The sequence below is a fragment of the Streptomyces sp. NBC_01166 genome (assembly GCF_045039765.1).
Lineage (GTDB): Bacteria > Actinomycetota > Actinomycetes > Streptomycetales > Streptomycetaceae > Streptomyces.
In genome coordinates this window covers 243,393-256,966 of sequence record NZ_CP108614.1, presented here as the reverse complement: position 1 = coordinate 256,966, position 13,574 = coordinate 243,393, and the positions used below count along the sequence as shown (strand labels likewise).

General features: G+C 67.5%; 15 protein-coding genes, 1 tRNA gene and 1 pseudogene. 12 read left to right on the top strand and 5 right to left on the bottom strand.

Features of this window, described 5'->3' with window-relative positions; all coding sequences use genetic code 11:
• Positions 1 to 100: 100 nt before the first annotated feature.
• Together OG379_RS40920 and OG379_RS40915 are read left to right on the top strand one after the other, a co-directional pair.
• Positions 101 to 640 carry a hypothetical protein gene (locus OG379_RS40920; protein ID WP_331735474.1) on the top strand — a complete coding sequence of 180 codons (540 nt, stop codon included), beginning with the start codon at positions 101 to 103 and terminating at the stop codon, positions 638 to 640.
• Between the two features lie 235 nt (positions 641 to 875).
• Positions 876 to 1,292: a hypothetical protein gene (locus OG379_RS40915; RefSeq protein ID WP_405669010.1), complete on the top strand. Its 417-nt coding sequence runs from the start codon at positions 876 to 878 to the stop codon at positions 1,290 to 1,292.
• Between the two features lie 64 nt (positions 1,293 to 1,356).
• On the opposite strand, the gene OG379_RS40910 is transcribed toward OG379_RS40915, so the two are convergent.
• The 3 genes from OG379_RS40910 to OG379_RS40900 form a co-directional block, all read right to left on the bottom strand.
• Positions 1,357 to 1,923 (bottom strand): YrhB domain-containing protein, encoded by a 567-nt coding sequence (locus OG379_RS40910; RefSeq protein WP_331735471.1) that lies wholly within the window; start codon positions 1,921 to 1,923, stop codon positions 1,357 to 1,359.
• 213 nt (positions 1,924 to 2,136) lie between these two features.
• A tRNA-Gln gene (locus OG379_RS40905) sits at positions 2,137 to 2,212 on the bottom strand.
• Positions 2,213 to 2,278: 66 nt separating this feature from the next.
• Positions 2,279 to 3,652, bottom strand: a complete 1,374-nt coding sequence (locus OG379_RS40900) for a hypothetical protein (protein WP_331735469.1) — start codon at positions 3,650 to 3,652, stop codon at positions 2,279 to 2,281.
• A 352-nt stretch (positions 3,653 to 4,004) separates the two neighbouring features.
• Here OG379_RS40900 and OG379_RS40895 point away from each other — a divergent pair.
• From OG379_RS40895 to OG379_RS40880, 4 genes and pseudogenes are all read left to right on the top strand, one after another.
• Positions 4,005 to 4,391, top strand: a pseudogene (locus OG379_RS40895) (hypothetical protein); the annotation flags it as partial.
• Between the two features lie 368 nt (positions 4,392 to 4,759).
• Complete coding sequence (locus tag OG379_RS40890) at positions 4,760 to 5,107, top strand: hypothetical protein (protein ID WP_331735467.1); 348 nt, start codon at positions 4,760 to 4,762, stop codon at positions 5,105 to 5,107.
• Complete coding sequence (locus OG379_RS40885; RefSeq protein ID WP_331735465.1) at positions 5,104 to 5,349, top strand: hypothetical protein; 246 nt, start codon at positions 5,104 to 5,106, stop codon at positions 5,347 to 5,349. Before OG379_RS40890 ends, OG379_RS40885 begins: the two co-directional genes overlap by 4 nt.
• Positions 5,350 to 5,359: 10 nt before the next feature.
• Positions 5,360 to 5,527, top strand: a complete 168-nt coding sequence (locus tag OG379_RS40880) for a hypothetical protein (RefSeq protein ID WP_331735463.1) — start codon at positions 5,360 to 5,362, stop codon at positions 5,525 to 5,527.
• Between the two features lie 351 nt (positions 5,528 to 5,878).
• Here the strand turns inward: OG379_RS40880 and OG379_RS40875 are convergent, their stop codons facing one another.
• On the bottom strand, positions 5,879 to 7,033 hold the full coding sequence (locus OG379_RS40875) for an oxygenase MpaB family protein (RefSeq protein ID WP_405669007.1): 1,155 nt from the start codon (positions 7,031 to 7,033) through the stop codon (positions 5,879 to 5,881).
• A 574-nt stretch (positions 7,034 to 7,607) separates the two neighbouring features.
• Between OG379_RS40875 and OG379_RS40870 the strand changes: the two genes are divergently transcribed.
• Together OG379_RS40870 and OG379_RS40865 are read left to right on the top strand one after the other, a co-directional pair.
• Entirely contained in the window at positions 7,608 to 8,144 is a 537-nt protein-coding gene (locus OG379_RS40870; protein WP_331735460.1) for a hypothetical protein, read from the top strand.
• A 425-nt stretch (positions 8,145 to 8,569) separates the two neighbouring features.
• Entirely contained in the window at positions 8,570 to 10,438 is a 1,869-nt protein-coding gene (locus OG379_RS40865) for an FAD-dependent oxidoreductase (protein WP_405669074.1), read from the top strand.
• Here OG379_RS40865 and OG379_RS40860 read toward each other — a convergent pair.
• On the bottom strand, positions 10,422 to 11,507 hold the full coding sequence (locus OG379_RS40860; protein ID WP_331735698.1) for a polyprenyl synthetase family protein: 1,086 nt from the start codon (positions 11,505 to 11,507) through the stop codon (positions 10,422 to 10,424). The genes OG379_RS40865 and OG379_RS40860 overlap by 17 nt on opposite strands.
• 148 nt (positions 11,508 to 11,655) lie before the next feature.
• Here OG379_RS40860 and OG379_RS40855 point away from each other — a divergent pair, with 148 nt between their 5' ends.
• The 4 genes from OG379_RS40855 to OG379_RS40840 all read left to right on the top strand — a co-directional run bounded on the left by OG379_RS40855 (position 11,656) and on the right by OG379_RS40840 (position 13,481).
• Complete coding sequence (locus tag OG379_RS40855; RefSeq protein WP_331735696.1) at positions 11,656 to 12,873, top strand: low temperature requirement protein A; 1,218 nt, start codon at positions 11,656 to 11,658, stop codon at positions 12,871 to 12,873.
• Between the two features lie 39 nt (positions 12,874 to 12,912).
• Positions 12,913 to 13,095 carry a diguanylate cyclase domain-containing protein gene (locus OG379_RS40850; RefSeq protein ID WP_331735456.1) on the top strand — a complete coding sequence of 61 codons (183 nt, stop codon included), beginning with the start codon at positions 12,913 to 12,915 and terminating at the stop codon, positions 13,093 to 13,095.
• 66 nt (positions 13,096 to 13,161) lie between these two features.
• Positions 13,162 to 13,353 carry a hypothetical protein gene (locus tag OG379_RS40845; RefSeq protein ID WP_331735453.1) on the top strand — a complete coding sequence of 64 codons (192 nt, stop codon included), beginning with the start codon at positions 13,162 to 13,164 and terminating at the stop codon, positions 13,351 to 13,353.
• Complete coding sequence (locus OG379_RS40840) at positions 13,350 to 13,481, top strand: hypothetical protein (protein WP_331735707.1); 132 nt, start codon at positions 13,350 to 13,352, stop codon at positions 13,479 to 13,481. Before OG379_RS40845 ends, OG379_RS40840 begins: the two co-directional genes overlap by 4 nt.
• Positions 13,482 to 13,574: the final 93 nt, after the last annotated feature.

Here is a 13,574-nt window from a genome sequence, read left to right as displayed (position 1 = left end):
CAGTTCGTGAAACCCCCATCTCTCCCGCTGCAACGACGTCGAAGGGCGCCGCCGGACACCAGCCGGCGGCGCCCTTCGACGTACCTCGCCTGGAGCGCCGATGCCCTACGCCACCCCCACGCCCACTTCCGCCGTCGCGGCTCCCTCGCCGGCGGCGGCACTCTCCCTCGATGAACGCCTCGCCCTCGTCAACACGACGATGACCGCCCGTCTGGATGAAGCGGCTGTCGCCTACGAGATCAACACCGCGCACATCCCCACCACCCCCATCGACCTGAACGACCTGGTCGCCCTCCCGCTCACCCCCACACTCCAGCCCCCCGCCCCGCCCTCGACGCCGGTCGCAGCCCTGCTCCAGCGCGCTCACCACCGCCTGCTCACCGACGGCTGGTGCGCGGGGAGCTTCCGGAACGAGTACGGGGCCCTGTGCCTGTTCGGCGCGATCCGGTCCGAAGCTCACCGCGACCCGGGACTGGAGATGGACGCCATCACGGTGCTGATGGACACGATCCGCCGCCAGTTCGGTGACCGCTTCGAGTCCGTACCCGCCTTCAACGACTCCTTCCGCGCCGGCGACGCACGCATCCCGCTACGGATCCTCGGCCAGGCCGCAGACCTCGCCGACGCCCGCAGCTTGTGAATTCCCTCCCGGCCCCCTACCTCGCACCCGGACCGCGGCCTCGGGTGCGGGCCAGGCCGCCCGGCCCCGGCACCAACCCCCGCCCTACCAAGGAGCTGCCCGATCATGCGCGACGCCGACACGCCCCGCACGACCCGGCCCGAACTGTCCCCTGGCAACCGTTCCCGCACCCAGCACCTTCACCACCGAGAAGGAGCAGGCAGACCAGTTGCACCAGTGCCCGACCGACGACACCATGCCCATCGACGTCCGCACGGTCGGCGCACTCACCCTCCTGTTCGGGCTCCAGCCGACCAAGCTGCTCGAGCTCACAGTGCACGACATCGTCGACGATGAAACAGCCACAGTTCTCAACCTCGACGGCCAACGGATTCCACTGCCTCCCAAAGTCGCCCGGCTGGTCCGCGTACTACGCGACCGATGTCAGGAACGCTGGCAGTTCAACCAGACGGCCAGCACCACCCCGTGGCTGTTCCCTGGACAGGAGCCCGCCCGCCCTCTCGGCGCCACCTACCTCAGCCTGAAACTCCGGCAGCACGGAATCACACCCCTTGCCGGTCGCAACAGCGCCCGCCTCGCCCTGGCCGCCGACCTGCCAGCATCCGTCCTCGCCGACTTCACCGCGACCAGCATCAGCAACGCCACCCGATAGACCGGATACGCCAGACGCGACTGGTTCGACTATATTGCCACCCGCAAGAAGAACTGACGCAAGGTCAGCCGGTGCTCCGGGCACCCCCACGGATGGTCGTCACAGTCAGCACCGGATTAACAGGGGGTACCAGTTCCTCCGTGGCGACCCTTAGAAGATGATCAGGAACGGTGCCGTCCTTCAAGGCGCCCACGTACTCGATGACCTCGGCAAGAGACAGCACCGGCAGTCGCTGACGCAGGGTGTGCATGGCGTGGATCCGCCCACGAGCAGCCGCCACACCGCGAACCTCTTCGTGCAGATCATCCACCGCCGTCCGCGCAGCCTGGCCTCGGATGCGGCTTCTGTAGTCCTCCTGCCACCCATCAGACACCGCCGAGACGACGCCGATCTGGTGCAGGCTCCCGTCGAGTCGATCAACCAGGTAGGGACCGTTTCCGACCACCATGAAGTCCGGATTTCGGGTGCGCAGGTACTCCTCGGATGTCCAGGAGACGATCCACACCAGCTCGTGCTCTTCCACTCCCGCGACAGCCATGAGCATCGGGTCCGGGCGCACCGAGCGGTCCGTCTCGTAGTCGCGTTCCAGCTGTTCTTCAACGATCTGAACTGCGGTTTCTCGATCGATCACGTGTGCAGCATCGCGCACGACCTCACACGGAGACCAGCGGGTTTTCGCGGTTCCAGCGCATCCGGGGACGCCGCTGACCTGCCAACGGTCCTCGCCGACTTCACCGGAACCAGCGTCCGTAATGCCCTCCGCTGGACCGGCTGAGCGAAACGAGACCGGCTCGACTGCACCGCCAGCCCAAAGCTGGCCTGACGAAAGCGATGTCAAGTGAAGTGGCGACGAGGGCAGGATTCGAACCTACGTCCACCCGGGATCAGAGCCGGGCGCTCCTCCGCAGAGCTTCCTCGTCGCCACGTCGATCATGGCTGGGGCTGCCGTTTTGGGCAACCGATTTCCCCACGCCCTGGGCAAGCAGTCACAGCCACTCCCTCGCCGCTGCACGCTTGCCATTGCCGGAGAACACGCCTGCCGACCGGAGGGCACTGGCCATGAGAGGGTCCGCAACGGCAACACCGTGCACAAGCTCGGGCGTCCGGCGGAAGGCGACAGCATCAGCCGTCGGCCTGGGGGCGGTCCAGGCGCTGGCGACGGGATCCCTCTGATGACGGGCGCAGACTGCCTCGACCAACGAACGTGGGCATTCCTTTTCCCCTCGGAGTACCTCCCAGGGCAACGGCAGCTCTGCCCAGATGTAGGTGTCAGGGTGCAGCCCGCCGCCGCTCATGCGGTGCCAATACGCCACATCGGCAGCCATCAGGCGGGGAACCTTACCCGGGCAGACCCGGTCCAGAATCTTCTCCTGGCCCAGTTCGGACAGAATCGCGAACCAGTGCGCTCGGGCCGTGTTCCACGCCTGCGCGGCCTGGTTCCACGTCGATGAGTCGTCGCCGCGGCGCACGATCATCGTTTCGCGCTCCAGCGGGTGCCGATTCCAGGCGTCCTCCAACAGGTCCGCGACCTGGCGCAGGAAGCCGTTCCATCGGACCAGCAGTTGAGTGAGGTCCTCCTCGGAGACTGCCGCGAGCACCTCCGACGTGGGATGCACATGCGCGACCGCAGACCAGCAGGTCCGCTCGGGCTGCGCGCGCAAGCGCTGAAACAGCGCCTCGGCGACCTCGTCGTAGACCTGGCGCTGGCGGCCGTTCGTGAAGACGCTGCGCATGTAGCCCCGCGCCGTGATGTACGCGATGAAGGCCGCCGTGTTCGGGTCCACAGCGAAGAGACCGTACGGCACTACGTGCGCGAGTGCTCCCTTACCCGTCATCGTCACCTCGCGGCGGCGTTGCTCGTGGATCAGCCGCGCCAGCTTGGCCTCCATGCGGCGCAGGAGACGGAAGCGCTTGTTGTACTGGCGCTTGGAGACCTCGCCGAGGCCGGCAGCAGTTCGCTCGGCCCGGTCGAGACGGTCCACGCCGAAGTCATTTTGGCCGTACATGCGGCCTATGGACTCGCCTGCAACGCGGATCACTACCTCGATCCGGTCCGGGTCGTCTCCGGCGCTGTCCGGAAGCTCCGGCACATCCGTGAACAGGCTTGCCGCACGGGCGAGCTGGCGCTGTGCGCCAACCGGGCGGGCAAAATCCTCCCGCATGGAGGTGTAGCCGTGCCAAAGGTTGCGCAGCGAGTGTTCGGCGGCCTTGGCGAGTGCGGCCTCAGTGACCTCGTCGAGTTCGGTGCCCTGTGTCTCATACAGATCCTGGATGAGCCGGGCTACATCCTCTGGACGCTTGCGCAGTGTGAGCGAGGCGTGCAGTTCCCGGAAGATTTCTTCGACGGTGGGCGACAGCATGGGCCTCACCTTGTCACTCCTCGGCCAAGTGCCCAACTGGATATCTACCGGCTGCAGCCACGGACCACCCTGCAGTGGTGATGGCGGGATTGCCAGCCCGCCGCCGGGCCGCGACAGGACGGCTCGCTGTCCCACCAAGCCGACATCCAGGAATACGACAGCTGCAGAACAAGGGCACTCCGCCAATACCCTTACGCACCCAAGGCTGTTGTAACGCATGCAACACGGGCACCGAGCCCACCCCCGGCACCTACTTGGCTCCCCCGGCACCGGCCTCCCACCGGCTGGCTGCCTGACCAGTCAGCCGACGCCGGAACAACCGACCCGCCTCACCCAGTAGAGAGGGTTCCCCATGCCCAACCAGCTGTTACGCACCCCTGAGCAGCAGCTCGTCGCCGCAAAGCGCGGCCTCGGCCTGCCGGTGATCGTGGCGATCTGCGGTTCCACCCGCTTCATGGAGCAGATGGTCGAAGCCGACCTGCAGGAGACGTTCGCCCACCGGATCGTGGTCAAGCCGGGCTGCGACCTGAAGAAGCCGCACCCTTTTTGGGCGGACCCTGACCGGGCCGAGCGCCTCAAGTGCGAGCTGGACGAGCTGCACCGGGCGAAGCTCCGCCTGGCCGATGAGGTCCTGGTCGTCGGTGACTACATCGGGGATTCCACCCGTTCCGAGATCCGCTACGCCCGGGCTCTTGGGCTGTGGGTCCGGTTCACCCACCCCGAGGTCGACCCCGATTCCGTCACTCTGCCCGAGTCCGCATACGCATTGCGCACAGTCGGTTCCACCGCCACGATCTCCCTGCCGTCGGTAGTGCCGGTACCAGGCTTGCACGTCTACGAATTGCCGGAAGATCTCCGTGAGGAAGGCGACGGCGTCGCGAATCCGTGGCGGCTGGGGCACCACTCCGGCCTCGTGCTCGCCGCCTTTCCGTCGAAGGAAGACGCGCTCCGCGGCGCCCGCGAGATCGCCGACCTGACCGACTGGACTCGCGGCGCCGGAGACCTGACCGCCGACCCGTCCTTCGACGTGGACGACTACGCCGGCCGCCTGACGGGGCGCACCAACGCCCTGCTCATCTCGGCGCCGACGGGCCGGCAGGAGCTGGCATGACGGTCCCGCTGACCGGCTGCGCGCCGTCATCCCAATCGGCCTCGTGCGGTGAGGTCCGTGCCGATCTCGAAGAGCGGCCGCCGGAGGTTAACGAGGGGGTGCCGGCCAAGCCTGCGCGCGGGTGGGATCAGGCTGTTTTCCGGTGCGGTCAGTGTGGCATCAAGCGCTCTGCCGCCACCGAGGACGACTACCTCAAGGCCGTCGGTGCTACCCGCGACGCCTACGCAGTAGGGGACCGGCTCCACCCCATCGAGCGCGACGGCATCGCCTCGATCTTGCGCACCGTCCTCTCCGCGCCTGATCTTGCGGTGGAGCTCCTGGCTCTCGCGGACGGTGGCCTATGAGCTTCCGCGAGCACACCAGCAAGGTCGGTTGGAGCGACTGGGAGGTCGCCCATCTCGCGGTGGACATCCGCAGCTTGGCGCGTTACGGCGGCAGCCTGCAGGCCGAAGTGGAGCCGCGGATGAGGATCGAGTTCACGGCCGACGAGGTTCGCCGGATCGACGCCTTCCTCGCCGCGAGTCTCCCCGGCACAGGCCGTCTGGCCGGCTCGAGAAGAACCGCCCGGGGCCCGTGGTGGCGATGACATGGGGTGGGTGATCGAGCAGCTCAGGATCGCGTGGGCCCGGCTGGACACACTGCGCGACCGGCTGGATGACGGCGCCAGCCTGATGAGTAACAGCCACGGCGCCAGCGCTATCGGCTACGTCCGCAGGACCCGCGAAGCCGACAACGCCGGTCCTTCCGACATGCCGCGGGGATGACGACGAACAGCACGGCCCCAGCCAGCCCAGCTGGGGCCGCCTCCCCACACCGAAAGGACGGATCGATGAACCCCCTGAACCTCCCGGCCGGCGCTTTGTGCGTCCTAATTGCGCCGCCGGGCTGCGGCAAATCCACTTTCGCCGCCCGCTGGCCAGAGAGCTGGTGTGTTTCTCTGGACAGATTTCGTGAGCTCGCCACGGACTCCTTCTCTGTCAAGTTCAGCATGTTGAGCTGAACTGGGGCAGAGGGTTCAGTTGCCTCCGCCCTTAGCCTTTGTGAGAAAGCCGCAGCCGCCAAACGCACGGTGTTCCCGTGCGCTTGGCGGCTCCGCTAGGCCGTGTGACCGGTGGTCAGCGGTTGTCGTTGAGTTCCTGGTGCATCTGAGGCTGGTCGTCCTGGTCGTGGGTGAGTGCGTACTGCTCGATCTCGTTGAACGCCTTCGAGGCGACTCCCAGGAGGTCCTTGTAGGGGTTGACGCCGACGGCTCGCTGGGTGGCTCCGCCGAAGAGACCGCCGGCCGTTCCGCTGACGACGCCGTGGCCCGCTGCGAGCGGCTTGCCCACGAGATCAAGGGGGCTCTTGGGCAAGCCAGCCATGTCCGCGTACTCGTCGGTGAGCGCTACGCGGGTCAGCGCGATGTAGGCATCACTGGCACCGGGCTTCAGAAGGTCGCGGTAGAACTTGATGGCTTGGGCGGTCATGAAGACGCCGTCGTCGGTCTTCTTCCATTCCTTGTCCCGCTCTTGGTTCCACAGCCGCTCGGCCTCGTCGGCGTCCTTGGGCAGCTGCCATTTCTCCGGCGTGCCGAGGTAGTGGTTGACGTAGTGCCAGGCGCACATGAAGCCGCGGGCGTCGTCGGCGGAGACATCGATGCCGAGGTTCCGCATGCCCTGCAGGATCTGGGTGCTGAAGATACAGGCTGCGCCGGTGGTGTACTTCTGGGAGACCGGCTCGCCCCACTTGTCGTAGTCCCACTGGCCGCTCTGCTTGTGCAGTTGCCGTACCGAGGCGTGCACGAGGCGCACCTTCGTGGCGGTGGCTGCCAGGGTTCCGTCGCGCATGACGTTCTTGTTGCCCATGTCGATGAACAGGCGAGAGGACTGCGACAGCCTTCGGCCCGGTCCCTCGACACCTCCGAGGCGGCCGGTGGAGCGCAGGGTGAATGCCCCAGTGGGTGCGAGGTAGGTGCCGATGAGGCCGACGGTGCCCTGCAGCATCGAGGCGGTGCCGTGGTGGTGGCCGAAGAAGCCCTCAGCGGCCTTGACGTCTGCCTCGCTCCAATCCGGCGGCGGGGTAGCTGCCTCCCGCAGGAACTGGGCCAGCCGATCGGGAAGCCGTGACATATCCGTGTCGGGCTTGAGCGTTCCGATCGTCCGGAACAGGGCGTTGATCCCGTCGACCTCCCTGTTCTCGAGGAGGTCGGTCACCAGCGTGTCAGCCGCGGGATCCCCGACCTTGCTCGCAGCCTCCAACTCAGCCGCAACCGTTGCCGATGTCAACGCCATATCAATACTCCTCGGGTTCAGCCAATTGACCATGCAATGGGTGACCTGCGCACAGACGCGCTCCCGCCCACGGGGCCGCCCCTTCGTGCTGCGCGAGAAGACCCTGGACTGCCGCTCTCGCAGAGGTAGGCCCATCGTGCGGGCTGCTCGATGGGCATGAATGAGAAGGACTCGTGCGGCAAGATCACTTCATTTCGATCTTGCCGCAATCGTCACCGCGAATTGGTCACCCAATAGGAGTAAGGGGGCGTGCGCCCCGCGTGAATCACAGAGTGCGCGGAGACTGTCGCTTCGGTCGGTAGCGTGTTGTGGTGCCGTGTTACGAGGCCGCAGCCGGGCGACTACCGGCTTTGGGGTTGACGAAGCCCCTTCGGCGGGTGGCGTCCGTATGTCTTCTTCCAGGCCGCGGTGGCATCCTGCTTGTCAGGTTGGGCCAGTACCAGCACTCCGTCGTGGAGAGCTCCGAGCCGGGACAGCGGCACCGGTTCGCCCCGGATAGCTGGCTCTCCTCGATCGGGTGGTTATCTCCCGAAAAAACGGTTTGGCACAAATCTGGCCCGTAAAGATCGTCCGTATGACTATCCGTCGCTGGGCCGCTGCTGCGGCCGCCATTCTTTCCGTCGCAGTCCTGACCGGGTCCGCTCAGGCCGCACCCACCGCCGCCGCCGTCCCCTCGGGGCCTGTCGTCATTACCAACGACGCCCACACCAACTACCTGGTCCCTGACGACACGGTCGGCAACGCTGGCACCTTCCTTCAGGTCTACTACCGGCAAGACCATCCCTTCCCGCGCACATTCCAGTTCGAGCAGGTGAACGGGCGCCCCGGAATCTTCCACTGGAAGAGCGCCCGAACCGGGAACTGCGCCGACGCCAGGGCCGGAGAGCCGGGGGGCTCGGTGTACCTAGCTGCGTGTACGACGAACAAGTCCCAATGGTGGATCCTCCGGTCCACCGACGAGAGCCCTGCACGGTGGGTTCTGTCGCCCTTCCTGGACGAGGACGTCGCTGTAACCGGCCTGTTCGGGGACGACAACTACGCACCGCTGCGTGAACTGCCCAACCCGAACTCTCCGACTACTTCGCAGATGTGGCACTTCACCCGGCAGTGATTGCGCTGTCCTTCGGTGCTGCGTTCCGCGCAGGGCTCCGTCCCGCCCTACGGCAGGGTCCTGCGCGGGAAGCTGGTGGCGGAGCGGCACGGTGATCGGCTGCCGGATGTGAGCCGCCGGCGGCACGTGGAAATGGGTCCTGCCCTCGAATTTTCGTGACGGTCCACCGACAGGGTCGGTGGACCGATTTCGTGCTGTGGGCCGAGGCTGCACAGGCGGATGGCCTGATTGCCGCCCTGAGGTGGCAAGCCCCTGCGCCAGCCGAGGCGGTCCCCCTTCGCCACGTAGCTAAGTCGCAGAAGCGACGAGGCCGCTTGCGGCAGTCCCACCGCACGTGCCCGTAAGTTCGGGCAGAGCCGGCCTTCGGTCGGAACGGGGGTGATGCCGAAGGTGGTCCAAAGTTGTTGCGGCTCGCCCACCGGGGCGTGGGCGGGCTCTTCGTCGGTGGCGGTGATGTCAAGCAGGACGAGCCGAGGCCGGCCGCTGAGCCGCCGGGGACTGAGGGGGGAGGTCTCGTCCGTGACGCAAAACAGATTAATGATCTACTCGTCGTGACTGGGTGGAGGGGGGCTTCGCTGGTGGCCCCGGTAGAGGGCGTGGTGGTTTCAGTGGGGCGGGGCTTGCGAGTCGCGGTGCTGGGTGGTGGCGTGGCCGGGTTGACGGCGGCGATGGAGCTGGCGGAGCGCGGCCTCGAGGTGACAGTGGTGGAGCCGGCCGGTTGGGGTGGCAAAGCCCGCAGTGCGTGGGTGCCGGGGACCGGCCGAGGCGGGCGGTTGGACCTGCCCAGTGAGCACGGGTTTAGGTTCTTCCCCGGGTTCTACCGGAGTCTGCCGGACACTTTGCGCCGTATCCCGGTCGACGGCAGCACGGAGGGGGTGGCGGGGAATCTGCGGGAGGCGACACAGATGCTTTCCGCGCGTTCGGGTCGGGTGGGTGAGCGGGTCACGGATGTGTCCGTGGCTGTGGGAGCCCGGACTCCGATGGAGTTCCTGCGTGCCGTCGGGCTGGAGGCGGGTGGCAGGGGGCTGACGAGCGAGGAGCTGCTGTACTTCGCGAACCGGATGCTCGTCTACATGACGAGCAGTGATGAGCGGCGGCTGGGCCAGTGGGAGTCGACCTCGTGGTGGGACTTCGCCGCGGCCGACGGCGCCTCCGAGGAGTACATCAAGGCGTGTGTGGTGGGCGCGACCCGCACGGTGGTCGCGGCACGGGCCGAGGTCTGCAGCGCGCACACGGTCGGCGGGTTCCTGGAGGCTTTCAGTTACGGGTTCCTCGGCAGGGGCGAGGAACTACAGCCGGCGGACCGGGTCCTCAACGGCCCCACCAGCACAGCCTGGATCGACCCGTGGATCCGTCATCTGGCATCCCTGGGGGTGCGGCTGCAACTCGGCTGGGCAGTCGAGCGGCTAACCCTGAGCGGTCGCCATGTCACCGGGGCCCAACTGCGCGGTCCGGCCGACCGGCTGCGGGAGCTGGAAGCTGACTGGTATATCTGCGCCCTACCGGTCCACCGCGTCGGCGCACTGCTGGACCGCGGACTGGCGGAGGCCGACATTGAGCTCAAGAACGTGACGGGCCTCCACACGGACTGGATGGTCGGCATGCAGTTCTACCTGACCCAGCCGGCGCCCGTCACCCACGGCCATGTCCTGTTCCTGGACTCTCCCTGGGCGCTCACCTCGATCAGCCAGGCCCAGTTCTGGGACTGCGACTTCCCGGCAACCTACGGCGACGGAACGGTGGCCGACTGCCTGTCGGTGGACATCTCCTCCTGGGACACCCCGGGCATCCTGTACGGCAGGCCGGCCCGTGAGTGCAGCCGGGCAGAGATCGCGGCCGAGGTCTGGGCGCAGCTGTGCGACGGGCTCAACGGAGCTGGTCGAACCCGCCTGCACGAGGGGTTGCTGCACTCCTGGGAGCTGGATCCGGCGGTGCGGAACCTGAACGGGCCGGGGCCGGCCGTCAACGACGAGCCACTGCTGATCAACACCACCGGTTCCTGGGCGGCGCGCCCGCGAGCGGTTACAGCGGCAACGAACCTGTTCATGGCCGGGGACTACGTGCGCTCCCCCGTGAACCTGGCGACGATGGAAGGCGCGAACCAGGCCGCCCGCCTCGCCGTGAACGCCCTGCTGGAGGCGGCCGGTGGCGCCGGGGTTCCCGCGCCCGTGCACGCCCTGCACCAGCCCGGGGAACTGCGCAGGCTCAAGGAGGTGGACGCCGAGCTGTTCGGCCAGGGCCGCGCTCACATCATGGACGGGCTGCCGCCCTGGAAGGTCAGTGCACGCGCCTGACCACGACCGTGCACAGCGCTTCGAGGTCTTCGAGAGCTTCGGGCAGTGCTGTGAGGCGGTGCAGCCGCTCGCGTGCGGCTGTCGCGTGCTGGGCGGCGCGGTCGCTGGTCCAGCACCGCCCGCCCGCCTCCTCGACCAAGCGGGCGAGGCCGGCCGTATCGCCCCCGGGCTGCGCGTAAAGGCGGGCGAGTTCGTCGCCGGCCGGCGTCCCGGAGCCCAGCGCGGCGACCACGGGCACCGACATCTTGCGGTTCTTCAGATCGTTGAAGACGGGCTTTCCCGTCACCGCCGGGTCGCCCCAGATACCGAGCAGGTCGTCCACGAGCTGGAAGGCCATACCGAGGTCGTGCCCGAACTCTGCCCACTGGACGGAGACGGCCGGGTCGGCGCCTCCGTAGAGGGCACCCAGCCGGCAGGCACAGGCGAAGAGCGAGGCCGTCTTGCCCGAGACCATCTCCAGACACTCAGCCAAGGTCACCTCAGTCCGGCCTTCGAAGACCAGGTCCAGGCTCTCGCCGACGGCCAGTTGGATCAGCACGTCCACCAGGGCGGCCGACGCCTCACGAGCCACCGGCCCGTCCGGCCCGTCGGCTTCCGACAGGACCTCGAACGCGGTCAGCATCATCGCGTCCGCAGACCGGGCTGCGGACGACGGGCCGAAAACCTGCCACGCGGCCGCACGGTGACGCCGCACCGCGTCACCGTCCAGGACATCGTCGTAGAGCAGCGACAGGTTGTGCACCATCTCTACCGCCGCTGCCGCCGGCACCGCTCGCCGGTCCACACCTCCCACCGCACGCGCACACGCCAGAGTCAAGGCAGCACGAACGTACTTACCGCCCTGCCGTGCCCCCTCCCCCGACCAGCCGAACTGATAGGCAGCCACCTCAGCAGCGGGCCCCTGAAGCGACCCCACCCACCCCCGCAGCTCCCTCTCGCAAGCATCGCCCGCGCTCCGCAGCACCTCATCGACCGTGCCCACCGTCAAGCCCCCTATCGTCAGCTCCACACGAAACCATGCGCCTCTCTGCCCCGGCCGTCGGCGGGCAAGATCCCTCCAGGCCTCCATCATGGTGGGCCCGGCCGGTACATAACTTCGCCGCTGCCCCGGCAGTGCGGTCGGGCGGGCACGAGAAGCGTCAGAAATACTGCTGCACATGAATGAACGACCCACCAGCACGTCCGGCAAGCTCGGACTGACGCGACGGCTGGTCCCCATGACCGGCCGTGACCCGGAAGAGCACGGACGAACCGCCTCACCGCTGGAGCTCTTGTTCGACCTGACCTTCGTGGTCGCCGTCGGCACAGCGGCGTTTCAGTTCGCCGAGATGGTCGCCGAAGGGCATGCCGGCCAGGCGGTCATCGCATTCGTGCTGGCGATGTTCGCGATCAGCGTCGCCTGGATCAGCTTCAGCTGGTTCGCCTCCGCCTTCGCCACCGACGACTGGCTCTACCGGGCCCTGACGATGCTGCAGATGATCGGCGTTGTCATCTTCTCGCTCGGCCTGCCCGCGATGTTCCACTCCGTCGAGGAGGGCAGTCACCTCGAACTGCGCGCCATGGTCATCGGCTACGTCGTGATGCGGATCGCCATGGTGCTCCAGTGGTGGCGCGCCGCCCGGCAGTCCCCCTCGTTCCACGATGTCGGCATGGCCAACATCCGCTGGACGCTGATCGTCCAGGCAGGCTGGATCGTCGTGGCCTTCGTCCACATGCCGATCGCCGTCGTTTTCGTTGCGTGCGGCATCCTGGGCGCCCTCGAACTCGTCCTGCCGGTGCTGACGCAGGGCTCCGCGGGAGGCACGCCCTGGCATCCGCACCACGTCGCCGAACGGTACGGACTCTTCGCGATCATCGTCCTCGGCGAGGGGGTCGTCGGTACAGTCGCCTCCTCCGGTGATCTCCTGGGCGGCGGGGACGGCACTCACTGGACCTGGAACGCCATCGCCGTGGTCATCGCTGGTGTGGGCCTGACCTTCGGTATGTGGTGGATGTACTTCCTGACGCCGTTCGGCGACATCCTGGTACACCGACGCAAGCGCGGATACCTCTTCGGCTACGGCCACATCCCCTTGTTCATCGGCGTCGCCGCAGCCGGCGCCGGGCTCCACGTCGCGGGCCTGTACATGGAACATCACGCCAAGATCTCCGGCACCGCCGTCGTCCTCGCCCTCGCTCTCCCCGTCGGCCTCTACATGCTCATGATCTACCTCCTGCACACCCTGCTGCTGTCCACGGCCGACCGCTTCCACATCCTTCTGGTCGCCCTCACCATCGCCGTACTGCTCACGGCAGTCCTCCTAGCCGCCGCTGGCGCAAACATCGCGGTATGCCTGCTGGTCGTCATGCTCGCGCCGTTCGTCACCGTGGTCGGCTACGAGACGATCGGACACCTCCATCAGCAGAAGATGCTGCAAGAACTTGATACGCAGTAAGCAGAGCGCCATCTTCACTGGACCATCAACGCGCACAGTATGGGCGGAACAGCCCCACCCCTCACTGCTGACGCCGCCGGGGACGCGGTCATCGCAGCGACCGCGGAGCGGCTCAGCACCTGGGCAGGCAGCCGTACGGCCGTCGGGCGACTCGGCGGCGACGAGTTCGCCCTGACCCTGCGCATCGCGCGGAGCGACGGCAGGCCCGCCTGGCCCACCTAGTCCACAAGCTCGCTCAGCCCGTGGTCCCCGAGGACGACCGCGTCGTCCAGGTCGCCGCGTCGATCGGTGCGGCGCCCCGGGGACTCTCTCGGCACCACGAACCTGTCGCTCCTGCAACGCGCCGCCAAGTCGCCCTATACAAGGGCAAGCACACCGGCCGCGCAGTCCTGGGCACCCCCGGACGACCTCACCGCGGCCTCCGTCAACGGCCGCCGCGCCGGCCGCCCCGGCACCCACACCCCGGAGCGGACCGCATGAGCAACCACCCTCCGGCCACCGCCGACTGGATCCGCGGCATCACCATCCGGCAACCGTGGACGACCTGCATCGTCACCGGCGCCAAAACCATCGAGAACCGCCCCCGCCCCTGGATTATGGTCAGTTGAAGAGACGCTTACCGGCTTGACCAGGTTGGTTGCGTGGTGGACGTGTCTTCCACGTGGCAGAGGGAGGGGCGCGGGTTTCCTCCCTCTGCCTTG